17 protein-coding genes are annotated in these 25815 nt (G+C 71.6%); 11 read left to right on the top strand and 6 right to left on the bottom strand.

The window, feature by feature from the left end; genetic code table 11:
* Positions 1-1053 precede the first annotated feature (1053 nt).
* The 5 genes from ACIREO_RS24405 (at position 1054) to ACIREO_RS24385 (ending at position 13987) form a co-directional block, all read left to right on the top strand.
* Positions 1054-11472 carry an amino acid adenylation domain-containing protein gene (locus ACIREO_RS24405; protein WP_404113738.1) on the top strand — a complete coding sequence of 3473 codons (10419 nt, stop codon included), beginning with the start codon at positions 1054-1056 and terminating at the stop codon, positions 11470-11472.
* Positions 11469-11675 carry an MbtH family protein gene (locus ACIREO_RS24400; protein ID WP_404113736.1) on the top strand — a complete coding sequence of 69 codons (207 nt, stop codon included), beginning with the start codon at positions 11469-11471 and terminating at the stop codon, positions 11673-11675. Before ACIREO_RS24405 ends, ACIREO_RS24400 begins: the two co-directional genes overlap by 4 nt.
* 42 nt (positions 11676-11717) lie before the next feature.
* On the top strand, positions 11718-12728 hold the full coding sequence (locus ACIREO_RS24395) for an ATP-binding cassette domain-containing protein (protein WP_404113734.1): 1011 nt from the start codon (positions 11718-11720) through the stop codon (positions 12726-12728).
* Entirely contained in the window at positions 12725-13525 is an 801-nt protein-coding gene (locus tag ACIREO_RS24390; RefSeq protein WP_404113732.1) for an ABC transporter permease, read from the top strand. The genes ACIREO_RS24395 and ACIREO_RS24390 overlap by 4 nt, the downstream gene beginning before the upstream one ends.
* Before the next feature lie 78 nt (positions 13526-13603).
* Complete coding sequence (locus ACIREO_RS24385; RefSeq protein ID WP_404113730.1) at positions 13604-13987, top strand: DoxX family protein; 384 nt, start codon at positions 13604-13606, stop codon at positions 13985-13987.
* Between the two features lie 97 nt (positions 13988-14084).
* On the opposite strand, the gene ACIREO_RS24380 is transcribed toward ACIREO_RS24385, so the two are convergent.
* Both ACIREO_RS24380 and ACIREO_RS24375 read right to left on the bottom strand, forming a co-directional pair.
* Positions 14085-14960: an endo alpha-1,4 polygalactosaminidase gene (locus ACIREO_RS24380; RefSeq protein ID WP_404113728.1), complete on the bottom strand. Its 876-nt coding sequence runs from the start codon at positions 14958-14960 to the stop codon at positions 14085-14087.
* Between the two features lie 34 nt (positions 14961-14994).
* Entirely contained in the window at positions 14995-15405 is a 411-nt protein-coding gene (locus ACIREO_RS24375) for a winged helix-turn-helix transcriptional regulator (RefSeq protein WP_404113727.1), read from the bottom strand.
* Positions 15406-15503: 98 nt separating this feature from the next.
* On the opposite strand from ACIREO_RS24375, the gene ACIREO_RS24370 reads away from it, so the two are divergent.
* Positions 15504-16373, top strand: coding sequence for an alpha/beta fold hydrolase (locus ACIREO_RS24370; protein ID WP_404113725.1), 870 nt, complete (start codon positions 15504-15506; stop codon positions 16371-16373).
* A gap of 40 nt (positions 16374-16413) precedes the next feature.
* Here the strand turns inward: ACIREO_RS24370 and ACIREO_RS24365 are convergent, their stop codons facing one another.
* Together ACIREO_RS24365 and ACIREO_RS24360 are read right to left on the bottom strand one after the other, a co-directional pair.
* Complete coding sequence (locus ACIREO_RS24365; RefSeq protein ID WP_404113723.1) at positions 16414-17379, bottom strand: YhfZ family protein; 966 nt, start codon at positions 17377-17379, stop codon at positions 16414-16416.
* Between the two features lie 95 nt (positions 17380-17474).
* A complete protein-coding gene (locus ACIREO_RS24360; RefSeq protein WP_404113721.1) occupies positions 17475-18323 on the bottom strand; it encodes a class I fructose-bisphosphate aldolase in 849 nt (282 codons plus the stop codon).
* Positions 18324-18483: 160 nt separating this feature from the next.
* Here ACIREO_RS24360 and ACIREO_RS24355 point away from each other — a divergent pair, with 160 nt between their 5' ends.
* The 4 genes from ACIREO_RS24355 to ACIREO_RS24340 all read left to right on the top strand — a co-directional run bounded on the left by ACIREO_RS24355 (position 18484) and on the right by ACIREO_RS24340 (position 23813).
* The gene (locus ACIREO_RS24355; protein ID WP_404113719.1) at positions 18484-19881 is read left to right on the top strand and encodes an FAD-binding oxidoreductase; all 1398 of its coding nucleotides are present in this window, start codon (positions 18484-18486) and stop codon (positions 19879-19881) included.
* A gap of 31 nt (positions 19882-19912) precedes the next feature.
* The gene (locus ACIREO_RS24350; RefSeq protein ID WP_404113718.1) at positions 19913-21295 is read left to right on the top strand and encodes an FGGY family carbohydrate kinase; all 1383 of its coding nucleotides are present in this window, start codon (positions 19913-19915) and stop codon (positions 21293-21295) included.
* Positions 21292-22296 carry a 1-phosphofructokinase family hexose kinase gene (locus ACIREO_RS24345; RefSeq protein WP_404113716.1) on the top strand — a complete coding sequence of 335 codons (1005 nt, stop codon included), beginning with the start codon at positions 21292-21294 and terminating at the stop codon, positions 22294-22296. Before ACIREO_RS24350 ends, ACIREO_RS24345 begins: the two co-directional genes overlap by 4 nt.
* 98 nt (positions 22297-22394) lie before the next feature.
* Complete coding sequence (locus tag ACIREO_RS24340) at positions 22395-23813, top strand: sugar porter family MFS transporter (RefSeq protein ID WP_404113714.1); 1419 nt, start codon at positions 22395-22397, stop codon at positions 23811-23813.
* A gap of 245 nt (positions 23814-24058) precedes the next feature.
* Here the strand turns inward: ACIREO_RS24340 and ACIREO_RS24335 are convergent, their stop codons facing one another.
* Together ACIREO_RS24335 and ACIREO_RS24330 are read right to left on the bottom strand one after the other, a co-directional pair.
* Positions 24059-24739, bottom strand: coding sequence for a glycoside hydrolase family 11 protein (locus tag ACIREO_RS24335; protein ID WP_404114065.1), 681 nt, complete (start codon positions 24737-24739; stop codon positions 24059-24061).
* A gap of 440 nt (positions 24740-25179) precedes the next feature.
* On the bottom strand, positions 25180-25326 hold the full coding sequence (locus ACIREO_RS24330; RefSeq protein ID WP_404113713.1) for a MarR family transcriptional regulator: 147 nt from the start codon (positions 25324-25326) through the stop codon (positions 25180-25182).
* Positions 25327-25472: 146 nt separating this feature from the next.
* On the opposite strand from ACIREO_RS24330, the gene ACIREO_RS24325 reads away from it, so the two are divergent.
* Entirely contained in the window at positions 25473-25805 is a 333-nt protein-coding gene (locus tag ACIREO_RS24325) for an SRPBCC domain-containing protein (protein WP_404113711.1), read from the top strand.
* The last annotated feature ends 10 nt before the right edge of the window (positions 25806-25815 follow it).

Raw genomic sequence — 25815 nt, 5'->3', positions numbered from 1 at the left:
GACCCTCACGCTCTTCCCGCTCGCGCTGGAGCTCACCGGGGCACCGGCCTGGACGCGGGGCCTCTGTACGCCCTGGTGTACATCGCCGGAGGGTGGGGCCCTGCACCTACGACCGCAACACCCCGGTTAAGTGGATCGGCAGCCTGAGCGAGGGCTCCGCCGTGAGGCGTTCCGGCGCCCGGAGGCGCAGCGGAACGGCTCACGGCGAAATGCGTTCAGGGGCGGACAGTGCAGGCCGCGAGAAGGCAGAGATTGAATCCCTGGGTGTTACTCGGCCCGGCATGTCCCCCAGGCCCGGAATCTCCGACCGTGCAGCGCGCGAGGAGACAGAGATTGCCGCCCTGGACACCTCGATAGGAACTGAGCGGTCCGGCCGATCCGGCATCGGTCCGTGTGTGGGTCCCGGCGGCGGACCGGCTGTCCGCGCCGGCGGGCCGTATGGACTCCGCCTGCCGGGCCGAGGGCTGATGGGTGGTCGCCGCCCCGGCGCCGGGCGACGCCACCAGGAGCAGCGCACCCGCGGCAGCGGACGCGGCCGCCCAACGCAGAGCAGTGGGGACTGGGTTCATGGGTTCTCCAGAGAGCGCAGACGAAAGACCTGACGCGGGTAGTTCGGTGCTGGGCGCCGCCCGGATGGGTGTCTGACCCGAATTCATCGCCCAGTTGGGCGGTACGCGGCAGCGAAGTGCAAAAACCGGCGCACCCCCAGTGATGTGCGTCACATGGGCAATCCGGGAGCAGTTCGACTCCGAACGACTTGTGTGAGAGCCCATTTGGGGACCAACCGCTTATCGGAGGCCACCGGCGTGCGCGGGTGTACTGACGAACGATGTTCGCAATCGCGACACAGGGGTCGCGGCCTGGCCCGGGCTCGCGCTCGGGGCGGGCACGTACGAAGGTGCCAGGCCCGATCACCCGCCCCCGAGCCGCACCACAGCTCCCGGTGACACAGACCGCCCCCACGACCGGGCTCATTCGTCCTGTTCCGCCCTGCTTCCGGCACCGGCCCACCACGGCCGTGCTCCCGCAGGTCTTCCACCGAGGTGAAATCGCGTGACCGACGCACCGCACAACGGGACTCCGCCGGACGCCCTGCGCCTGACAGCCGCCCAGCGGGGACTCTGGTTCGCCCAGCGGCTCGATCCGGCGAACCCGTCCTACAACGTCGCGGAGTACGCCGATATCCCCGGCCGAATGGAACCGGACGTGCTGCGATCGGCCGTCGGCCACGCCACGTCCGAAATGGAAGCCCTGCGCAGTACCTTCGGCGAGCAGGACGGAGTTCCCTTCCAGGTCGTTCATCGGCACGCCGGTATCGAGGTACCCCTGGTCGACCTGTCGGAATTCGAGGACCCGTATGCCGAAGCCGTACGGCGCATGGAACAGTGCCTGGCAGAGCCCGCGGACCTCGCCGCAGGCCCGCTGGTGCGGATGGCGCTCTACCGCCTGTCCGAAACCCGCCATCTCTTTCACCAGCAGGTGCACCACCTGGCGCTCGACGGCTACGGGGCGGCGCTCGCGCTGGCCCGCATCGCCGAGGTGTACAGCGCTCTCATCGACGCGCCGAACACCGTCCCGCCTGTCCGGCCCGTCGCATCGCTCGCCACCCTCCTCGACGAGGAGGACGCCTACAAAGCGTCTCAACAGCATGATCTGGACCGCGAGTTCTGGGTGGACCACCTGGCCGACGCCCCCACGCCCACCGGTCTGGGGAACAGGAGCGGACCTCCCGGATACGGAGCGCGGTCGATGCGCCGGGAGTTCACGGCTGACGAGGCGGCGCGGCTGCGAGCCGCCGCCAAGCGTGCCGGAACAGGTTGGCCGACGTTCTTCATGGCGGCTCTGGGAGTCTGTCTGCACCGGGGGCTGGGGCTCGGCGAGGTCGTCCTCGGACTCCCGGTCACCGGTCGGCGGACCCCCGTCGCCCGGTCCACCCCCGGGATGCTCAGCACTGTGCTGCCGCTGCGCCTCGCGATATCCCCCGCCGACCGGGTGGCCGACCTGGCGAAGCGTGCCTCTGCCGGGGCCCGCGATGTCCTGCGGCACCAGCGCCGCCCGTCGGAGAGCCTGCGCCACCAACTCGGCCTGACCGGGAGCCGGACGCCGCTGACCGGTCCGTCCGTCAACATCCTGGCCTTCGACGACGGCCTCCGTTTCGGCGCCGGCCACGCGACACTGCACAACCTCTCCATCGGCCCCGTCGAGGACCTGGCCGTCGCCGTCCACGCCTCCTACGCCGATGGCGGGATGCATGTGGACCTGCTCGGCAACCCTGGTCTGTACACCCGACAGGAGCTGGCGGACCACCATGCGCGCTTCTGCCGCGTGGTCGACGCGTTCATCGACGACCCGTACCGCACGATCGGCTCGCTGCGCCTGGTCGGCGACGACGAACACCTTCACGTCCTCGGTCTGGGCGCCGCCCGGCTCTCCGTCGAACGCGGCGAAGACGGCGAAGACGGTCTTTGCCCGCTGCCCGAGCAGCTCGCCAGGCAGGCCCGGAGTACCCCGGACAGGACGGCCGTCGTCTGCGCGGACACCCGCCTCACGTTCGAGGAACTCGACCGGCGGGTCGACGTGCTCGCCGGGGTTCTCGCCGCCCGGGGAGCCGGCCCCCACAGCCGAGTCGCTGTCGGCCTGCCCCGGTCCACCGATCTCGTGGTGGCGATGCTCGCGGTGATGCGTACGGGGGCCGCGTATCTGCCCCTCGACCCGTCCTACCCGGCCGACCGGCTGGCCTTCATGATCGAGGACTCCCGGCCTGCCGTGCTGGTCGCGACGTCGGGATCCGCCCGGACGATGGACCCCGACGGCACCCTGCCGCTGGTGGACCCGGCCGGGGCGGCAGCCGAAGCCCGGCGGTGCGAACCGGTCCCGCCCGGTCTTCAGGACGCCGCCTACGTCATCTACACCTCCGGCTCCACGGGCAGGCCCAAGGGCGTCGTGGTCGAGCACCGCTCCCTGAGCAATCTGCTCGAACACCACCGGCAGGAGACCCACGGGCCGGCCGTAGGGATCCTGGGCCGCCGGCTGCGGGTCGCGCTGAGCGCGGCCACCTCGTTCGACGCCTCCTGGGACCCGGTGCTGTGGATGGTCGGCGGCCACGAGCTGCACATCGTCGACGAAGAGGTGCGCCGGGATCCGCAGGCGCTGGTGGACTTCCTCGTCGGGCAGCGCATCGACGTCGTCGAGACGACCCCCACCTATCTGCGCCAGATGCTGACGGCGGGTCTGCTCGCCGGCCCGGGGCACCGCCCCACGGTCATCGCTCTGGGCGGCGAGGCCGTCGACGACGCCCTGTGGGACGAGCTGGCCGACCGCCCCGGGCTGCTGGTCTTCAACTACTACGGTCCGACGGAGACCACCGTCGACGCGGTCACCGCCCGGATCACCGCAGGACCACCGGTCATCGGACGGCCGGTCGCGGGCGCGGGCGCGTACGTCCTGGACCCGTCGCTGCACCCGCTCCACCAAGGCGGGGTCGGTGAGCTGTACCTCACCGGTGAGGGTGTGGCACGCGGCTACGCGGGCCGCCCGGGGCTGACCGCGGAGCGCTTCATGCCGGACCCGTTCGGACGACCCGGCGGCCGGATGTACCGGACCGGGGACCTCGCACGGTGGGGCGACGACGGCACGCTGGAGTTCCTCGGCCGTAGCGACCGGCAGATCAAGGTCCGGGGCTTCCGCGTGGAGACCGGCGAGATCGAGGCCGCCCTGCGCTCCCTGCCCGGCGTGGCGGACGCGGCGGTCGCCCTGACCTCTCCGCAGGACGGGCCGGACCGGCTGGCGGCCTATCTGGTGACCGCGCCCGCAATGGCCGCGGCACCGGGTCACGCCGAGGTACGGGACGCCCTCGCGGCGGTGCTGCCCGGCCACATGGTGCCGGCCGCCTGGGCCACGGTGCCATGCCTCCCGGTCACCCCCAACGGCAAGCTGGACCTGGCAGGTCTCCCGGACGCGAGGCCCGTGGCCTCCGACGGGGGTGTGCCGCGCACTCCCGAGGAGGCGCGCATGTGCGCCCTCTTCGCGGAGTGCCTGGGTCTGACTCGGGCGGGCCGGGACGACGACTTCTTCCTGCTGGGCGGCCACTCCCTGCTGGCGATGCGGCTGATCGGCCGGATTCGCGGCGAGTTCGGTGCGGAGCTGCCGATCCGCGCCCTGTTCGCCTCTCCCACCCCGGCCGGACTGGTGACCGCGCTCGGCGACGCCTCACCGGCCCGCCCGGCCCTGGCGGCGGTCCGGCCGCGCCCGGACCGACTGCCTCTCTCCTTCGGGCAGCAACGGCTCTGGCTGCTGGAGACGCTGGGCGATGCGGGCACCTCGTACCATCTCCCGGTCGCCCTGCGGCTGCGCGGCGAGCTCGACCGGGAGGCGCTCGCGTGCGCACTGGCCGACCTGGTGGCGCGCCACGAGAGTCTGCGTACGGTGGTGAGCGAGGGCCCGGACGGACCCGGCCAGCACATCCTGCCCACGGCGTCGGCGCGGCCGCCGCTGCGGGTGATGGCGGCGGCCGAACCGGTACGGCCGGACCCTGCCCCCTTCGATCTGGGCCGCGAACTTCCCCTGCGGGCCCAGCTGTTCCCGGCAGGACCCGAAGAGCATCTGCTGATCGTGACGTTGCATCACATCGCGGCGGACGGCTGGTCGATGGGGCCGCTGATGGAGGACCTGTCCGCTGCCTACGGGGCGCGCCGCTCCGGAGGGGCACCGCAGTGGAGCGCTCTGCCGGTGCAGTACGCCGACTACGCCCTGTGGCAACGACGGCTGCTCGGTGACGTCACCGAACCCGACAGCCTTGCCGGACGCCAGCTCACTTACTGGACGGACTCGTTGGGCGGCCTGCCGGAGGAGTCCTCCTTCCCCGCAGACCGGCCGCGTCCAACGCGGTCCTCAGGACGCGGCGGCAGCGTTCCGGTGCGGATCGGCGCCGCGGACCACAGCGCGCTGGTCGGGCTCGCCGGCGAGTGCGGGGCCAGCGGCTTCATGGTGCTGCACGCAGCTCTGGCCGCCCTGATGTCGCGTCTCGGAGCGGGCACCGACATCGCCATCGGCACCCCCGTGGCGGGCCGGACCGACGAGGCCCTCACCGACCTGGTCGGCTTCTTCGTCAACACCCTCGTGCTGCGGACCGACACCTCCGGCGCGCCGGACTTCCGAGAGCTGGTACGGCGGGTGGCGCGGGACGATCTGGCCGCCTACGCCCACCAGGACCTCCCCTTCGAGCGGATCGTGGAGGAGCTGGCCCCGGCCAGGTCGCTGTCGCGCCATCCGCTGTTCCAGGTGATGCTCAGCCTGAACAACACCCCTCCGCCCCGTCCCGCGCTCGCGGGTCTGACCGCCACCCATGAGGCCTCCGTGGGACGGACGGGCGCCAAGTTCGACCTGACCTGGGACCTGGCTGAGCACCATGACGACCAGGGGTCTCCGGCCGGTATCTCCGGTGAGCTGGAGTTCGACGAGGACCTCTTCGACCGGGGCACGGCCGAGCGGTTCTGCGAGCACTTCTCCCGGCTGCTGGCCGCCCTCCTCGCCGATCCGGACCGTGCGGTGGCCGACGCTGGGTTCCTCACCCCGGAACAGCGTGCCGCCGGCCTGGACGAGCTGCCCCGCCCCGCGGCCAAGCCGCTCACCGGCGCGTCCATGACGCGCCCGGGCGCGCCCGAGGGCGACTGGACGGTGGTGGACGCCCTGGAGATCCGAGCCGCCGCGCAGCCGGACCGCACTGCCGTGGTGGCGCCGGACGGCCGACTCACCTTCGGTGAACTGCTCGGCCTCGTCCACCAGCTGGCCACCGCGCTCACGGAAGCCGGAATCGGTGCGGGCGACCGGGTCGCGGTGGCGCTGCCGCGTACCTCACTGCACATCGTGGCCGTGCTCGGTGTGCTGCGGGCCGGCGCGGTGTACGTCCCTGTCGACCCGTCCCACCCACGCGCCCGCAACCAGCTGATCCTGGACACGGCGGCCCCGCGCCTGGTGCTGGCCACAACGGGGACCCGAGTGTCGCTGCCCGACACGGCGGACGTCCTGCTCCTGGACGGGGAGACACCGTGGCGCGGCGCCGGGGGAACGCTCCCGGCCCCGCCGTGCGGCCGGGACGCCGCCTATGTGCTCTACACCTCCGGCTCCACCGGAACGCCCAAGGGCGTCGTCGTGGAGCACCGGTCGCTGACCAACCTGCTGACCGGTCACCAGGAGCGGCTGATGCAGCCCGCGGAGGCGGGCAACAACTGTCTGCCGCTGCGGGTCGCGCTCACGGCGGCGATGACGTTCGACGCGTCGTGGGACCCGCTGCTCTGGATGATCGCGGGCCATGAGCTGCACCTGGTGGACGACGCGACGCGCCGCGACCCCGAGGCGCTCACCGCGCTGCTGCACGAGCGGGCGGTCGACGTCGTCGAGACCACCCCGTCCTTCGTGGAGCAGCTGCGCGCCTGTGGGCTGTTCGCCCCCGGGCGGCCTCGTCCCCGGGTCCTGGCTCTCGGTGGCGAGGCGCTCAACGACGGGCTGTGGCAGGAGCTGGCCACGCTGAACGATGTCACGGTGTGGAACCTCTACGGGCCCACCGAGACGACTGTCGACAGTGTGATGGGCCGCGTCATGCCCGGCTCCCGGCCGCACCTGGGCCACCCCGTCAACGGGACCCGGGCCCGGGTGCTCGACGCCCGGCTCCAGCCGGTCGCCCCGGGGGCCACCGGCGAACTGCACCTGTCGGGCCCCGGGGTCGCCCGTGGGTACGAGAACCGGCCGGCCGCCACCGCCGCCCGCTTCCTGCCCGACCCGTACGGCGCACCGGGCGCCCGGATGTACCGCACCGGTGACCTGGTGCGGCGCAAGGAAGGACGGCTGGAGTTCGTGGGGCGGGCCGACGGCCAGATCAAGGTGCGGGGCTTCCGCGTGGAGACCGGCGAGATCGAGACCGTACTGGCCGGCCATCCCGACGTCGCGCAGTCGGCTGTCGCCGTGCGGGCCGGTGCCGGGGGCGAGGGGCGGCTCATCGGCTGGGTGGTGGCCGCCGACGGCCGCGAGCCCTGCGCCCGGGCGCTCCGTACTTTCCTCGCCGGCCGTCTGCCGGCCCACATGGTGCCTGGCACCGTCGTCCCGGTCGCGGCGCTCCCGCTGACCTCGCACGGGAAGGTGGACTTCGCGGCCCTGCCCCTGACGGAGGAGGCAGCCGCGGGGGCGACGGACGACGATCCGCCGCGCTCCGCCCCTGAGGAGATCATCTGCGCCCTGTTCGCGGAGAGTCTGGGACACGAACAGGTCTCCCGCAACGACGACTTCTTCGAACTCGGGGGCCACTCGCTGCTGGCGACCCGGCTGATCGGCCGGATCCGCTCCGCGTTCGGCGTCGAGCTGCCCGTGCGGGCCCTTTTCGAGTCCACCACGCCCGCCTCTCTGGCCGGGCGGCTGGGCGAGGCAGGGCGGGCCAGGCCCGCCCTGCGCCCGGCTGCCCGGCCCGCCCGGCCGCCGCTCTCACCGGCGCAGCAGCGCCTGTGGTTCCTGCACCAACTGGACCCGGGGACGGCCGCGTACCACATCGCGTTCGCCGTGCGGCTGCGCGGCTGCCTGGACCACCGTGCGCTGCACCGAGCCATCGGCGACGTACTGACCCGGCACGAGAGCCTGCGGACACTCATCAAGGCCGGCGACGGGGATCCGTACCAGGCCGTTCTGTCGCCGGGCGACGCGCGCATCCCGCTGCCGGTCACGCCGGTGGGCGACGCGGCACTCGACGCGGCGCTGCGGGAGTCGGCGGCAGGCCCGTTCGACCTGGCGCGGGAGGTACCGCTACGGACCGCGCTGTTCCGCACCGCCGAGGACCGGCACACCTTGTTGGTGACGGCACATCACATAGCCGCTGACGGATGGTCTTTGGGTCCGCTGGCGCAGGATCTGGCCGGTGCGTACGCGGCGCGGACGGCCGGCCGGGCCCCGAGCTGGTCCCCGTTGCCCGTCCAGTACACGGACTACACACTCTGGCAGAACGGTCTGCTGGGCTCCACCGACGACCCCGCTTCGCTGGCCACCGGTCAACTCGCCTACTGGCAGGCCGAGCTGGCGGGCGCTCCGGAGGAGACCCCGCTGCCCGCCGACCGCCCCCGGGCGGCCACGTCGAGCGGCCGGGGCGGCACGGTACCGCTGCGCCTCACGGAGGAGACCACCGCGGGCCTGGCCCGGCTGGCGAGGTCGTCGGCCACCAGCACCTTCATGGTGCTGCACACCGCGCTGGCCGGGCTGCTGCACCGGATCGGCGGCGGCTCGGACATCGTCATCGGCACACCGGTGGCCGGGCGGACGGACGAGGCGCTGGATCAGCTCATCGGCTTCTTCGTGAACACGCTCCCCTTGCGTACCGCCGTACGCCCCGGGGACTCCTTCGACGCCCTGCTGGCCCGGGTACGCGAGACCGACCTGGCCGCGTACGCCCATCAGGAACTGCCCTTCGAACGGCTGGTGGAGGCGGTGCAGCCGACCCGCTCACTGGTCAGGCACCCGGTGTTCCAGGTCATGCTCAGCCTCAACAACCACCGCCCGCCCCAGCTGAACCTGCCGGGGCTGCATGCCCAGGTGCAGGGCGTCGACACCGGTGGTGCGAAGTTCGACCTCTCCTTCTCCTTCACCGAGCGGCCCGGCACCGGGAGCGGGGGAACGGCGCTCGATGGCGTACTGGAGTTCAGCCGCGACCTGTTCGACACCGGAACGGCCCAGCGGATCGCCGGCTGGTTCGGCCGGCTCGTCTCGCACGCCGTCCGCGAGCCCGGCACCCGGATATCGGACCTGCCGCTGATCGACGCCGAGGAGCACAGCAGGCTGCTGGCGCTCGGCGACGGCGGTGCAGCCGGGTCGGAACCGGTCGGCGTGCTGGGACGGTTCGCCGAGACCGTCGCCGCCGCGCGCAGCGGCGACATCGCGGTCACGGCCCCGGACGGCAGCGTCTCCTTCGCGGAGCTCGACGCCCGCTCCGACCGGATCGCCGCGCTGCTCAGGAGGGCGGGCATCGGAGCCGGTGAGCCGGTGGCCGTGCTGCTGCCGAGGAGTGTCGACTCGATCGCTGCACTGCTCGGCGTACTCAAGGCCGGGGGCGCCTACGCCCCGGTCGACGACTCCCTGCCGCCGGGCCGGATCGACGCGGTGCTGGCCGACGCGCGCCCCAGCGGGGTCCTCGTCTCCGGCGCCACCGTGGCCCGCGTTCCGGACGAGTGGCGCCGGCTGAACCTCGACGACCCGCAGATCGCACGGCTGGACAGCGTCGCTCGCTCCGGACCGGCCGCCGGGCCGGGTGCCACGAGCCCCGCCTACCTGCTGCACACCTCCGGTTCCACCGGCCGCCCCAAGGGAGTGCTCGTCGGGCACGGCTCGCTGGCACGGCTGCTGGAGCACCATCGCCGCCAGGTCTTCGGCCCGGCGGTGCGGGCGAGCGGGAAGCCCCGGCTCCAGGTCGCCCTGACAGCGGCGCTGTCCTTCGACGCGGCCTGGGACCCGGTGCTCTGGATGATCGACGGACACACGCTCCATGTGCTCGACGACCTCACCAGGCGCGACCCGGAGGCCCTGGCCGACGCCGTGCGCACCCGGAGTCTGGACGTTCTGGAATCCACCCCCACCCACATCCGCCAGCTCCTGGACGCGGGGCTGTTCAGTACGCCCGCCCACAGTCCGGCCGTCCTGGTCCTCGGTGGCGAGGCCGTGCCGGCCGCTCTGTGGACCACCCTGCGTGATCAGCCGGGCTTGCGGAGCTGGAACTTCTACGGACCGACCGAGGCCACGGTCGACACTCTCACCGCCGATATCCGGGACTGCGCGCGCCCGGTGCTCGGCACGCCCGTCGGCGGCACCCGCGCCTATCTGCTCGACGGCCGGCTGCGGCCGGTGCCGGTAGGGGTGGCCGGCGACCTGTACCTGGCCGGTGACAGCCCCGCGCTCGGCTACCACGGCCGCCCGGCCGAGACCGCGTGTGCCTTCCTGCCCGACCCGTTCGGCCCGGCCGGAGCGCGGATGTACCGCACCGGCGACCGGGCCGTGCGCGCGGCGGACGGGGCGCTGGAGTTCGCCGGGCGGGCCGACAGCCAGGTGAAGGTACGCGGCTTCCGGGTCGAGCCGGACGAGATCGCGGCCGTCCTGGAAGCCCACCCCGACGTCGCCCAGGCGGCGGTGGTGTCCCACGGGGACGGCCCGGCGGGATCTCGGCTCGCGGCTTACGTGGTGACCGCCGTACGACTCGAGACGGACGCTCAGGACGCAGCCGCCGCACGCCTGCTCCCCGTACTGCGGGACCATGTGTCGGCTCACCTGCCCGCGTACATGGTGCCGTCGGGATGGCAGGTGGTGGACCGGATCCCGCTCTCGCCGAGCGGCAAGCTCGACCGGGCGGCCCTGCCCGCCCCTTCGCCGGCCGCATCGCTCACCGGCGCAGGGCGCAGCCCGCGCAATCCACGCGAGGACGTGCTCTGCACCCTGTTCGCGGAGGTACTGGGCCGCGAACAGGTCCTGATCGACGACGGCTTCTTCGCGCTGGGCGGCCACTCCCTCCTGGCCACCCAGCTCATCGGCCGTATCCGCACCACACTCGGTGTGGAGGTCAGCATCCGCAGCCTCTTCGAGGCCCCGACCGTCGCCGCACTGGCGGAGCGGCTCCTCGACGGTGCCGAGGACAACCCGCTGGCGACTCTCCTGCCGCTGCGCGCCACCGGCAGCCGGCCACCGCTGTTCTGCGTCCACCCGGCGGGCGGCCTGGCATGGGCGTACGGCGGACTGCTCCCGCATCTGGACGACGACCAGCCGGTGTACGGGCTGCAGACGCCGAATCTGGACGGCACGGCGCCGTTCCCCGACAGCATCGAGGAGATGGCCGCCGTATACGTGGCGGAGCTGCGGAGTGTCCAGCCGCACGGGCCGTACCACCTCTTCGGCTGGTCCTTCGGCGGCAACGTAGTCCAGGAGGTGGCCGTGCAGCTCCAGGAGGCGGGCGAGCAGGTCGCCCTGCTGACGATCCTGGACGCCTTCCCCCTCGCCCCGCTGGACGACCTGGACAGCGCGGGCCGCGACACCGTGTTCCGGGCGCTGCTGGCCAACATGGGCGTCGGCGAAGAGGCCCTGGCCGGGGCGGACGAGGTCGAAGCCGCTTCCGTAAGGGAGGAGTTCCGCCGCGCCGGCAGTCCGCTCGGATCCCTGGAACCGGCCACCATCGACGCGATGGTGGACAACTTCTCCGGTCAGGCCCGGCTGATGCGGACCTACACTCCGCGTACTTTCCACGGCCCGGTCCTGTTCTTCACAGCTGCCGAGGGCCGCCCGCGCGACACCTTCGGGCACGGCCTCTGGGACCCGTACGTCGACGGACACATCGAGAACCACGACGTGGCGTGCGCGCACGCCCAGATGATGACGCCCGCCGCGCGGGCACAGATCGCCACCACCGTCTCGGCCGCCCTGCGCGCCACCCATCACACCGCACAAGGAGATCTCTCATGACGAACCCGTTCGACGACCCGCAGACCCAGCACCGTGTTCTGGTCAACGACGAGGGACAGCACGCGCTGTGGCCGTCGTTCGCCGCCGTGCCGGCCGGCTGGGACGAGGTGTTCGGCCCGGCCGGGCACGGCGCCTGCCTGGAGTACGTGGAGCTGAACTGGACCGACATCACCCCCAGGAGCGCACGCGTGCGGGTCGCCTGACCACGACCGGCCCGCCCCTCACCCGCGCGACGAAAGGCACCCATGAGCACACCGCTGGCCCGGACGGCGATACGCGCCGAAGGGCTCACCAAGAGATTCGGGAAGAAGCGGGCGCTGACGGGTGTGGACCTCGAAGCGGCTCCCGGCACCGTGCTGGGAGTCCTCGGCCCCAACGGCGCGGGGAAGACGACCACCGTGCGCGTGCTGTCCACACTGCTGCGGCCGGACGGCGGGCGGGCCTGGGTCGCCGGATGCGACGTACTGGCGGACCCCGCGGGCGTACGCCGCAACCTCGGGCTGTCCGGTCAGTACGCGGCTGTCGACGAGAAGCTCACCGGGAGGGAGAACCTCTACCTGGTCGCCCGGCTCTACGGTCTCGGGCGGCGCGCCGCCCACCGCAGGGCCGGGAACCTGCTGGCCGACTTCGACCTGGAGGATGCGGCGGACCGACTGAGCGGCACCTATTCAGGCGGGATGCGCCGCCGCCTCGACCTGGCCGGGGCACTCGTGGCCCGGCCCCCCGTCGTCGTGCTGGACGAACCCACCACCGGGCTCGATCCACGCGGCAGGGCCGATACCTGGCGTGCCGTCAGGGATCTGGTGGCGGAAGGCACGACCGTGCTGCTGACCACGCAGTACCTGGAGGAGGCGGACCAGTTGGCCGACACCATCATCGTCATCGAGGACGGCAGCGTGGTCGCGCGCGGATCCGCCTCCGAGCTCAAGGCACGCGTCGGCGGCGAACGTCTCTCGCTGACGGTCACAGAGGCGCAGTCCCGGCCGACCGCCGCCGACATCCTGTCCTCCCTCGGGCCGCACCGCCCCGAACTCGATCCGCGCACCGGACGCTTCACGGTGACCACGGATCATGGTGCGCAGACCCTGGAGTACGCCCTGGGCTGCCTGCGTCTGGCCGGCATCGCGGTCCGGGACGTCGAACTGGCACCGCCGACGCTCGACGACGCGTTCCTCGCCCTCACCGGGCAGCCGGCCTCGGCCGGGGCGCCGGCCGGCGAGGCCGTCGGCGCCGGTGCACTGGGCGGTGGCCGGTGAGCGGCGTCCAGCGTTTGGGGCGGGACTCCTCCATCATCGCCTGGCGCAACCTGCTCAACCTGCGCCGCACACCCGGGTCCGTCATCGCGGCCCTGGTGCAACCGGTGATGTTCGTGCTCCTGCTGGCCTACGTCTTCGGCGGGAGCCTCGGCGGTGCCGAGTACCGGACGTTCCTGATGGGCGGGATCTTCGCCCAGGCCGTCACCTTCAACGCGGCGTTCACCGCGCTGGGCCTGGCCAACGACATGGACAAGGGCATCGTCGACCGCTTCCGTTCCCTGCCGATGCCCGCGATGGCCGTGCTGCTGGGCCGGACCCTGTCCGACCTGACGATGAGTGCGGTGACGCTGGTCGTCACTTCGCTGTGCGGACTGCTCGTGGGATGGCGGATCGCCACGTCCCCGGCCCATGCGCTGCTCGCCTACGCCCTGATCCTGCTGTTCGCGTTCGCCATGTCCTGGGTCGGCGCGGCGATCGGGCTGCTGGCCCGCAGCGTGGAAGTGGCCCAGAGCGCGGGGCTGATCTGGCTGTTCCCGGTCACGTTCGTCTCCTCGGCGTTCGTCTCGACGCGCACCATGCCGGGCCCGCTGCGTACGGTCGCGGAGTGGAACCCGGTCTCCGCCACCGCGACCGCCGTACGACGGCTCTTCGGCAATCCGCCGCCGGGCGGCGATTCCGCGGGCGACGCCTGGCCGGTCGTGCACGCCCTGCCGTACGCGGCGTTCTGCGCCTGCCTCATCACCGTCGCGTTCATGCTGCTGGCGCTCAGTAGGTTCCGCCGCATCACCCTCGGTTGAAGGCGAACGCCGGCCGACGGTCCTTACCCTGGAGTAACCTTCGTGTCCCGCACCCCCGGTCCCCCTTCAGGAGCCCCCATGGCACGCGTCCCCCGCATTCCGAGCTCGCCCCTGCTGCTGGCCGGCCTCATGGCCGCGGCCGGGGCCGCGCACTTCGCCGCTCCGGGGCCGTTCGACGCGCTCGTGCCACGAGCTCTCCCCGGCAGCCCCAGGACCTGGACCCGGGCCAGTGGCGTCGCGGAACTGGCGCTCGCGGCGGGACTCGCCGTGCCGCGCACCCGGCGCCTCAGTGCCCGGGCCACCGCGCTCTTCTTCGTCGGCGTCTTCCCCGCCAACGTCAAGATGGCGTACGACTGGCGCGCCCGCCCCGCACCGGCGCGGGCGCTCGCCTACGGCCGGCTCCCGCTCCAGGTCCCTCTCTATCTGTGGGCCCGTGCGGCGGGTCGCCCCACAACCGGCTGACAGGCCTGGAGCAGCGCGGTCCGGATACCGGCCGGGCCCGTTTCACCAGGATCAGTCCGCCGTGAACGGTGCCCATGCCTCTCTTACCGTCCGGAGTTCAGCAGGTCCGGTACACGTACCCCTTCTCGCCCGCGGGGAGCACATCCAGGTCCCGCAGGACGAGAGAGATCCGGTCGCCCCAGGTGGAGCAGCTCTCGTCGAAGTCGATGTCGCCCTCGCCCTCGTACTCGATCGCGAGGACCCGGCCTTCGTACGCGTCGGCGTACGCGTCGCATTCGTCGAACTGGGCGCACTCCTCCGTCACCGCGAAGTCGAAGCCGATTTCGGCGTGCCGGTCGAGCAGGTCGGTGGTGTTCTTCTGCCCGACCGCGAGGCCGCCGGTGTGCGCCCGGGCTGCCAGCGCCTCGGCGAAGGCGGCGTTGTGATCCTTCGTCAGCTTTCCCTTCGAGCGCTCGAAGGAGTCGAGGTTGTCCGGCTCCACCGCCTGGAAGCCGCTCTCCGCACAGCCGTCGATCCACTTCCCGACGATCTCGGCGAGCTGGGTGCGCCGGGCCTCCGTCGAGGTGTCCAGGAGCACTTCGTCCCAGCCCTCGTCGATGATCAGCTCGCCGTCGCCGTCGTGCAGCAGGAGGTCGGGGTGGGTGTCCTGCCACCATTCCAGTGTGCCGGGCTGCGTCTGGAAGGCGTTGACGTAGCAGACGTTGTACAGGCCGGGGGCCGGCTCGTCCTCGCGGTCGCGGGACACCGCGCGCACCCCGTCGGGTGGCGTGTACGCCCCGCCGATCTGGTAGTCGAACCGGGTACCGGCCGTCGGAAGCAGCACGTCGGCGGCCTTGGTCCGCTGCCCGGGCCCGGCGTCGCCGGACGCTCCGCCCGCGACGGCACAGCCTGCCAGCATGCCCGCCCCTACGGCGGTGGCAAGGCCCGCCGCGCGCCTGCGGCGGAAGGAGAGGGAAAGGGCGCGGGTGTTCACACGAGCTCCAGGTGTCGGGGATCCGGAAGCGGATCTACGTATCCTCCGTCATCGCGTCCGAGAGCTGCTGAGCGCGGTCGATCTCGGCCATGTGTTCCTCGGCCCACTGGCGTACGGCGGCCAGCGGGTCCTCCAGGGACAGTCCGAGTTCGGTGAGCCCGTAGTACACACGCGGCGGGACGCTGGACTCCACACGCCGGCTGACGAGACCGTCGCGGCACAGTGTCTGAAGCGTCACCGAGAGCATCTTCTGCGAGATGCCGGCCATGCGCCGCTGGAGTTCGGCGAAGCGCACCTCGCCCGGCGACGCCTCCGCCAGCACCTTGACAGCCATCGAGGTCCACTTGCCGCCGATCCGGTCGAGAAGCCGCCTGGTCGGGCAGAGAGGGTCGAACAGATCACCTCGGGTGCCTTCTTCGGGCGCACGTGTGGTCCGAGGGGTCACCTGGAGCTCACCACCTGACGTGAAAGTACGGTCTTGGCCGCTCCAGGGTAGTTACCTATCGTTCTGTTGTCACCATTGGTAACTACAGAAGGATCATCATGACTGTCGCTCCGATCCCCTCACCGGCCGGTCAGACCCCGGGACCCCTGCTGCACCGTGTCACCGTCAACGGCGTCGAGCTCAACGTGGCGACCGCCGGGACGGGGCCCGCCGTGCTGCTGCTCCACGGGTTCCCTCACACCTGGCGCCTGTGGACCCATGTCATGGACGGCCTCGCCGGACAGTACCGGGTGATCGCCCCCGATCTCCGGGGACTCGGCGCGAGTGCGCACGCACCGGACGGCTACGACGCCGGGAGCGTCGCCGAGGACTCCCTGGCGCTCCTGGACGCGTTCGGGGAGAGGTCGGCGTCCGTGATCGGCATCGACGCCGGTACCCCGCCCGCCTTTCTCATGGCCATGCGCAGCCCCGAGCGCGTCCGCCGCCTGGTGCTCATGGAGTCACTGCTGGGCACGCTGCCCGGCGCGGAACGGTTCCTGGCCGGAGGGCCACCCTGGTGGTTCGGCTTCCACTCGGTCCCGGGCCTCGCGGAAACCGTGCTGCCGGGCAACGAGGGGGCCTACATCGAATGGTTCCTGACCCAGGGCACCCTGGGCCAGGGCGTCGCGCCGGAGATACGGGACGCCTTCGTCAGCGCCTACACCGGCCAGGAGGCCCTGCGCTGCGCTTTCGCCCACTACCGCGCCATGCCCACCAACGCCCGGCAGATCCAGCAGGCCGTGGAGTCCGGCCGGCTGTCGGTGCCCACGCTGGCCGTCGGCGCCCGGCCGGTGGGGGACGCGCTCGAGCGGCAGCTGCGGCCCGTCACCGACGACCTCACCGGTCACGTCATCGAGGACTGCGGTCACATCATTCCGCTGCACCGCCCGGAGGAACTCCTCCGCCTCGTACGCCCCTTTCTCGCCTGAGACACATCTGGCGTAGGGGGGAACGCCACGCCCCGTACGCTCACACCCGGAGCCGCAGGGGGTCGTCCCCGCCGGGGAGGACCGGCCTGGGCGCGCCGGGCCCCTCGGCCAGGAGTTCGCCGCCCTCGTCCGTGGCGCGGGAGAGCAGGACACCCGGGATGTTGCCCTGGGTCGCGACCAGGACCGCGGCGGAGATGGCCCGGGCGAGATCCACCGCTTCCGGGCGGGTGAGCGGGGAGACGGCCAGGCCGGCGGCGTCGAGCGGGATCAGCGAGTCGACGGTGTGCCAGATGCCGGCGTCGATCTCACCGAGGAGGACCGCCCGCGGCACGGAGGTGAAATCGGTCGGCACATAGCGGCCCGCGCCCTCGGGAAACTCGGCGTGCGTGAGCCGCTGATGGTCGTCCGAATCCAGGTCGATGCCGATCCGGAGTTCCGCACCGTCCGTACCGGGCCCCGGCCCGGCCGTGCGGGTGACGACGACGAGGCTTCCCGGCGCGTAGTACGTGCCGCTGCCGAGGGTGAGCGTGCGATGTCCGGCCGGGCCCCCGGAGAGCAGGTCCCCGGCGGCCCCGGCGGACATGAGGGCGATGTCCGCCCGACTGGCCTCGATAGCCTGCAACCTGGCCTCCGCGCCGCGCAGATGGCCGGCCGTGGTGTACGCCCCCACAGCCGCGAAGCGCTCCGCCACCGCCGTGGCGACGCGCATCGACTCCGGCGGGGCGTTCGGCGGGAGCAGCAGGTGTACGGGGCTGAGCCGCGCCGCCGACCACAGCAGGGCCGCGTCCAGCTCGGTGATGTAGGTCCCCTGGTGCCCTCGGGCGACCAGGGACATCGCCCCCTCGTTCCGCAGGTCCTTCAGCGCCTTCTGGACCGTACCGGAGCCCACCCCCAGCGACTCCTGGTAGTGGACGGTGGTCGGCAGGCGTCCGCCGACCCCCGCACGGAGCACGTCCCGGGCGATGACCTCCCTGGGCGTGGTACCGACTGGGGTGGTGGAACTCAAGGCTGCCATGGTCACGCGGTGCTTTCGGACTCCGTTGCGGATATGCGGACATGCTGTGGTGCGGCTGAACGGCCTGCCGGCGGGCTGACGCGTGTTCAGGCCAGGAGCGCCTTGGCACGGTCGACCGGGTCACCATCATGGACGACCGCGTGCAGGGCCGACAACACACGTTCCGGCTGCTCGGCCCGGAAGACGCGTCGGCCGAACATGACGCCGCCCCCGCCCGCGGTGACGGCGTCGTGTGCCAGCGCGAGAGTGTCGAGCGGGTCGTCGCCTCCCTTGCCGCCGGCCAGCAGGATCGGCACGTAGCAGCTCTCGGTCACCTCGGCGAAGGCTTCCGGCGAGCCGGGCCACAGCGCCTTCACCAGGTCGGCACCGATGTCGGCGGAGATCCGGCAGTACATGCTCATGACCTTGGCGCTGAGGGCGTCCGGGTCGTCGCCCTCCAGCGCGGAGCGCGGCTCGATGATCAGACCGAGGCCGAGGCGCTCGCAGTCGCGGGCGATTCGGGCGTTGCGCTCCACCTCGGCGCGCTCGAGCCGGGTGTCGCGCTGCCCCAGGTAGAGGTACGTCATGACGGCGTCGACACCGGCGGCAGCGACCGCCTCCAGGTCGGCGAGCTGGGCGAGTACGCCCTCTCCGCGGCCATCGGCGCCGGGCGTGTAGATGCCCCGGGCGTGGTTCTTCCAGTCCAGATGGAGGATCAGCCCCGGCTTGTCGCGCCCGGTGAACGTGTCCTCCAGGAGCGGGACCATTCCGGGCGTCACCATGACGCCGTCGGCGGTCGTCAGCTTGCTGAAGACGGACCGGATCTCCGCCGTACTGCGCAGTCCGGCGGGCGGGCCGCTCGTCACCCCGTGGGAGGCGGCGACCACGACCGCCCGTCCGCTGGCAGGCCTGACCAGCCGCCCGAGGCGGATCTTCTTACCGGTTCGCGCGTCCATGAAAATCGCTCCAATATGCAGCTTGCAGAGAATTGCATTGTGACCCTAGGATCCCACCACAGCGGCTGTCAATCGAGCCGCCCCGGCGGGCCGGCTCCGGCTCTCGCCCACCCGGCGTACGCCCTGCCTCCCCCGGAACCAGCAATTTGTGGAGCACCCCATGACAGACCTCCCCGCCGCACTGACCGCCCTGTCGCACGAGCTGGGGCCGGACGCCGTCCGTACGGACGAGGCGTCCCTCACCGCCTCCAGCCATGATTCCTGGCCGCTCTCCACCAAGCTCGACAAGCTCGGCCGTCACACCCATCGCGCCGACGCCGTGGTCGCGGTCGGTTCGGAAGCGGGGATACGCGCGGTGCTCTCGGCGGCGGCGGACCACGACGTGCCCGTCACCGTCCGCGCGCTCGCCTCCTCCGTGACCGGCCAGCCCCTTCCCGTGCGCGGCGGCATCGTGCTGGACGTCTCCGCCCTGCCTGCCACGTACACCGTGAACACCGAGGACCTGACCGTCGAGGCGTCCGCCGGCTACAACGGCGGGGCCCTGGAGGCCGAACTGCACGAGCAGGGCTGGACACTCGGCCACTCGCCGCAGTCGCTGCACCGCTCCAGCGTCGGAGGCTGGCTCGCCACGCTCGCCACCGGCCAGTTCTCCTCGTACTACGGAGGCATCGAGGACCTCGTCGTCGGCTACACCGTGATCCTGGCGACCGGCGAGACGCTGCGCCTGTCCGCATCGCCCCGCGCCGCGATGGGCCCGGACCTGCGTCAGCTCTTCCTCGGCTCGGAGGGCACCCTCGGCGTCATCACCTCGGTCACCCTCAAGATCTTCCCCGTGCCGCCCGTCCGGCTCCTGGAGACCTACCGACTGCCGTCTGTGGAGGCGGGCGTAGCCGTGATGCGTGCGCAGGCCGCGGCCGGCCTGCGGCCGTTCGTGCTCCGCCTGTACGACACGGCCGAGGCACGCCACGCACTCCAGGACGACACGGTCGACAGCCCGGTGATGTTCGCGGGCACCCAGGGACTCGATGCCGTCGCCCGCGCCGAGTTCGACGCACTGGGCTCCATCGTCGCCGAGCACGGCGGAACCGCCACCGGCCCCGGTGGTACGGAGAAGTGGATGGCCAGGCGCTTCGACTTCTCCGGCGTGGAGAATCTGCTCGCCGAGGACGGCGGCTACGCCGAAACGGTCGAGGTGGCCCACAACTGGAGCGGCATCCTTCCCCTCTACCACGCCCTCACCGAGGCGCTCGCACCACTGGCGGACGAGGTGCTCGCTCACTTCTCGCACGTCTACACCCAAGGCACCTCTCTCTATCTGATCCTGCGCGGGAAGGCCGAGAACGACGAGGAAGCCGTGCGCCGGCTCGAGCAGGTGTGGACCACCGCCATGGGGGTGGCCCTCGTACACGGCGCCGAGCTCTCCCATCACCACGGTGGCGGCCTTGCCAGGTCCCCGTACACCAGGCGTTCCCTCGGCTCCTCCCACCTGCTGCTGCGCCGGCTGAAGAACGCCCTCGACCCGAACGGCGTACTCAATCCCGGCAAGCTCGGCCTCTGATCCCACCCGCTCCGAGGAAAGGCCCCGAACCATGTGGTTTCTCGGTATCGACATCGGCACCACCCATATCAAGGTGGCGGGCGTCGACGAGGACGGCACACCGCTTCCCGCCGGCCGCATCCGCACGCCCACGCTCGAGGCCGGCACGCTCGTGTTCCACGACGCCGAGGCCATCTGGCGCGCCACCGCCGAGCTCATCGCCGAGTACGCGCGGACGACCGCCGCGCCGCACGGACCGCTCGGCGGAGCCGCCGTGGCGTCCTTCGGCCAGGAGGAGTCCGTCGCCATGGACAGCGCGGGCCGGATGCTCCACCCGTCGCTGGCGTGGTGGGAGCGGCGCCCGGTGCGCGCCCTGGACGCGGAGACGGTCGGGTGGCTCGATTCCTTCGAGCACTTCCAGGTCTCCGGGCTGCGCCACCGGCTCGACCAGACTCCGGAGCGCACGGCCCATGTGCGCCTCCGGGAGCCGGAGGTGTGGCGTTCGACGGCCCGATGGGTGGACTTCTGTACGTTCGTCACGCATCGGATGACGGGCGAATGGGCCTGCGCGACAAACCAGATCACCCACAGCCAGTGCTTCGAACTGGCCACTCTGGCTCCACACACGCCGACGCTGGAGAGGCTCGGGCTCACCCCCGGACATTTCGCTCCCGCGCTGCCCACCGGGGCGACCGCGGGGGACATCCTTCCCGCGTCCCTGCCGGGGGTGGCCCTCGTCCCCGGCGCCCGCGTCGTCATCGGTGGCCACGACCAGGTCGTCGCCGCCCGCCAGGTCCACGCCATGAGTGGGGCCGAGGTCTTCGACTCCATCGGCACGTCCGAATACCTCATGGTCGGCACGCCGACGTTCACCCCGCGGACACGCTCGTACGAACTCGGCCTCGACCACGAGCGCGCGTGGCACGACGACGGGTTCCTGCTCGGCTGCCCCATCCCCTCGGGCAAGGTCGTCCAGCTGCTCGCCGAGCTCTTCCACGGCGGGGACTTCGACGGCCTGTTCACCGATCTCGCCGCTACCGAATCCGGCGGCCTGCCGTCGCTGCATGTCACGGTCGGCTCCACCGGCGGGCCGGCCGTGGGCGCCGACGGGCTTCTGACACTGGCCGGCCTGCCCGCCGGGGCCCGGCCGGCCGAGGTGGTGCGCGGCACTCTCGATCACCTCGCGGACCTCGCGCGCACCACCATCGGCGAGATGTGTGAGCTGGCCGGGAGACAGCCTGGGCAGGTCGCGCTGATGGGCTCCCTCTTCAGGCGGCCCGAGATGGCGGCGCACCGGCGTGAGCGCTGGGATCTTCCCCTGCACATCAGCCCGCTGGCCGAGCCCGTCGCCTCCGGCGCGGCGGCCATCGCCCGGGACGCCCTGACACGGGACGGCGGACCGTGCCCCGCCCACGACGGCAAGGAGACATCGTGAGTATCGCCATCACCTCGCTCAACAGCGCGGTCGAACGGCTCCTTGCCGTGGAGTCCCACCGGCCCGGCTCGGTCCACCGCCTGGCCCGTAGCGACACCTTCGCGGGAGGCAAGGGCGTCAACGTGGCCCGGGTCCTGAGCCAGCTCGCCGCCGGCAGCCATGAGACGGACACCCCGGTGCCCGCTCCTCTGCTCCTCGGTTTCTCCGGCGGTCCCACCGGCAGGCTCTTCGAAGACCTGCTCGGAGCAGAGGATCTGGCCTCCTCCCTGGTCCCGACAGCGGGGGCCACCCGGGTCTGCGAGGTGCTCGTCGATCTGTCGGACCCCGCTGGGGCAACCGTCTACAACGCGAACGGGCCCATGGTCGAGAAGCCCGAACTCGACGCTCTGGGCGACCTGTTCGTACAGGTCCTGGCGCGGAGCGAGGCCCTGGTGTGCACAGGCAGCATCCCGCCCGGCGTGCCCGCCGACGCGTACGCGCGCTGGATCGCCCAGGCGCGCCGTGAGGGAGTGCTGTCGGTTCTGGACGCGCACGGCGAGGTCCTGGCCCTCGGCGCGGCAGCACTGCCCGACATCGTCAAGGTCAATCGCGAGGAGCTCATGTCCCTCGGGTCCGGCGATCCGGAGACCAGGGCCCTGGACTGGCTCGACGCGGGAATCCGCTGCGTCATCGTCACGGACGGCGACCGTCCTGCCCATGCGTTCACCGCCGACGCGGAGTACGAGGTGCGGGCACCCGATGTCCCGGTGCGCAGTGCCGTCGGTTCCGGTGATGCCTTCTGCGCGGGCCTCGTACGGAGCCTGCTCGGCGTCCCGACGGCCGGCTGGGCCACACATCTCCGTATCGCCGCCGCATGCGGGGCGTCGAACGCGGCGGGCGTCACTGCCGGTCTGACCGGAAGCCACTCCCCCGCCGCCCTCATGTCCCGGGTGACCGTGCGCGAATCCGCGCTCCGGTCCACCCGGCGCTCGGACACCCGGACCGACGACACACGAGGCTGATCCGACATCCGACGGGGCTCCGCGGACGCGGGGCTCCGCGGAACACCGGGAACCGGCCCGGAACAACGCCGTTCCGGCCATTTACCACGGAGGTTCTGATGGAAAGCACGACCCGGCCCTCCGCCGGTCACATGCGTAGCGTCATCGTCATCACCTGCGTCACCGCCGTCGGCGGCTTCCTCTTCGGTTTCGACAACGGAGCGATATCCGGGACGGCCGGATTCATCCAGGACCGTTTCGCCCTGAGCGCCGGCGGCCTCGGATGGGTGACGTCGAGCATCATCGTGGGCTGCATCATCGGTGTGGTCGTCGCGGGCCGTCTCAGTGATGCCGTCGGACGCAAGAAGGTCATGCTGGGAACCGCCGTCGTCTTCCTCGTGGGGGCGCTCGGTGAAGGGCTCGCGCCCAATGAGGAACTGCTCGTGGCCGCTCGTATCCTCGTCGGAATCGGCATCGGTACGGAGACCACGATCGCGCCGCTGTACATCGCCGAGGTGGCACCGGCTCACCTGCGGGGACGGCTCGTCTCCTTCAACCAGCTCTTCAACACCGTCGGAAACCTCGTGGTGTTCTCTGCGAGCGCGCTGATCGCGCGTGCCTCGACCGACGCGTGGAACATCGAGCACGGCTGGCGCTACGTCTTCGTCATCGGCATCGTCCCGGCGATCGTGTTCTTCTCTCTGCTCTTCCTCGTCCCCGAGAGCCCGCGCTGGCTGATACGCCAGGGACGGAGGGGCGAGGGCCTGGACGTGCTGCTGCGGATCACTCCCACGAGGGCGGACGCGGAAGCCGAACTCTCGGGAATCGAGGCCTCGATGGCCGTCGAGGGCGGCCGGGCCGGTGTCAGGGACGTACTCGCGCCGCGTTTCCGCAAGATGCTCGTCATCGGCTTCGGGGTTGCCCTGTTCCAGCAGATCACCGGAATCAACGCGATCTTCTACTACGCCCCCGAGGTGTTCAAATCGGCGGGCCTGGAGACGAACGACGCGATGTCGAGCACCGTCCTGATCGGCGTGACGCTCGTGGCCGCCACACTCGTGTCGATGTGGCTCATCGACCGGGTCGGACGTCGCACGCTTCTTCTGACCGGCGCGGCCGCGATGACCGTACTGCTGGCCTGCATCGGCCTGGTGTTCCGCAGCCCGCACCCGAACGCGACTCTGCTGCTGGTCCTGATCCTCGGATATGTGGCGTTCTTCGCGGTGTCCTTCGGGACCATCACCTATGTGATCATCTCCGAGATCTTCCCGACGCACATCCGCGGCGTGGCTGCCTCCATCGCCACCTTCGCGCTCTGGGGCGGCAACTACCTCGTCTCCCAGTTCTTCCCGATGCTCGTCGAAGGCATCGGCTCCTCCAGCACCTTCCTCATCTTCTCCGGTATCTCCCTGCTCGCCCTGCTCTTCACTTTCGCCCTCGTACCCGAGACGAAGAACCGGAGCCTTGAGGAGATCGAGAAGGAGCTCTACGGGAAGAGCCGCCCGGCGGACGCCGACCGCACGGTCACGCCCGTCTGACGGCCCACCCGGAGGCACCCGGCCGGGGGGGGGGGGGGGGGGGGGGGGGGGGGGGGGGGGCCGGGGGGGGGGGGGGGGGGGGGGGGGGGGGGGGGGGGGGGGGGGGGGGGGGGGGCCCGCCCCGGGGGGGGGGGGCCTCCGGGCCCCCCGGGGGGGGGGGGGGGGGGGCCCCCCCCCCCCCGCCCCCCCCCGGGGGGGCGGGGGGCCCCCCCCCCCCCCCCCCCCCGGCCGTGCCGCACGAGGTGTCAGCTCACCGAGATGTTGGAGCTCCCGCTGCTCTGGTAGCCCTCTGTCGCCATGATCATGTAGTAGTTGAAGCTGCCCATGGGCATCCCGAAACGGGCCCAGGCGTCGAAGTGGTTGCCGGAGGTGATGCTCCCGCCCGTCCGCTTCGACTGGCGGACGCTCCAGTACTGGTTGAAGGTCTTCGTGCCTTCGACGGACGGGGCGTCGACCCGCGTCGTCTGGTAGACGTCGTACGTACCGCCGTCGCTGGTGACCGTGCCCTTGAACGTCCCGGTGGGCCGGTAGGTGCCCCAGTTGTCGACGATGTAGTACTCCACGAGCGGGTTCGCCGTCCACCCGTAGAGAGTCAGGTACGAGTTGCCGGCCGGGTTGAAGCTGCCGGAGTAGTTCACGGTCCGGCGTGAGCCGTTGGCCCAGCCCTTGCCCGCGACGAAGTTGCCGCAGTTGGTCCATGAGGTGCCGTAACTGCCGCCGGACGCCAGGTTCATGGAGACCGAACCGCCACCGTCGGTCCAGAACGAGTAGTAGTAGCCGTTGTTGGTGCCCGTCTGATTCGTGGTGATGACCGTGTCGGCGTGAGCGGTGCCAGGCAGCATCAGTCCGGACGTCGCCAGCGCCAGGGCGCCGGCCCGTCCGATGAAGCCTCTGCGGCTTACCGGGCGGATGGGGGTGTTGTCCATGTTCATGCTTCCTCCTTGTGACGGCTTGCGGGGAGCCAGGTGGCGCGTGGGGGCCCGACGACCCTCTGGGGGTGGCCGGGGTGGCGCCGACCGCGCACAGGCGTCGTGCTGCGCGGCGGGCCGGCCGGTCATCGCGCGGCAGGCCCAGGAGACCGGATCGTGGGGACGGCCCGGCAGCGCCGGGGCTTGTGGCCTGGCGATGCCGACAGTGTTGAGCGGTACCCGTCAAGAGTCAACTGTTTCCGCAAGGATCGCGAAAGTACCGACGCCCATCGGCGAGTCACCAATCATCAATAACAGCAGGTGCAGCGCGACATGAGCCATCCAGATCAAGCTCAGGCGCCCGCGTGGCCTGATTCCTGGAGCTGATCGAGGAGCCCAAACATCGAAAGTTTCGAGATTCTTTCGAATCACCCTGCATGCTGACGGGGCCCTCGGGCTCAGAGGGGGCGGTCTGCGACGTCTCGCTCACGGCGTACGTGGCCCGGCTGTTCAAGTCCGTCACAGATGCCGACCATCACAGTGCGGTCGATGCGCAGTTCGTCACTCAGTACGCGCTGCGAGCAAGGGCCGACCTCGGCAAGCATCTACAGCACCAGATGCTGGCCGACGCCCAGCCCGAGCGCGCCGGCCCGGGCATCCGCGGCCCGGGCATCCGCAGCCCGGGCATCCGCAGCCGACGGTCATCTGCGAGAAGTTCCTGCCCCACCCGTCGGCGGCGGTCTGGAAGGCCATGGCCGAACCCGACCTCCATGCCCGTTGGTGGGCAGCCGGCGAGATCAAGCCCGTCGCCCGGCACCGCTGCACCCTCGACATGGGAAACTTCGGCAGCCAGCCCTGCGAGGTGACCGAGGCGGACGACCAGCGGCTGCTGGCCTATCGGTTCGCCGAGGGCTCGCTCGACACAACCATCACCTGGACGCTGCGCCCGGAGGGCAAGGGCACCCGCCTCGTCCTCACCCACGCGGACGTCGACCTCGACTCCCCCGATGGGCCGGCAGGCGTACGACGGCATGGGCAAGGGCTGGCCCCACGTCCTGAACCGTCTCGAATCCGTCCTGGGTGAGGCCGCCTAG

Source organism: Streptomyces sp. NPDC102441 (assembly GCF_044765585.1).
Taxonomy (GTDB): domain Bacteria; phylum Actinomycetota; class Actinomycetes; order Streptomycetales; family Streptomycetaceae; genus Streptomyces.
Note: the sequence above shows the minus strand (reverse complement) of the source record. Positions and strands in the feature narration are given on the sequence as shown.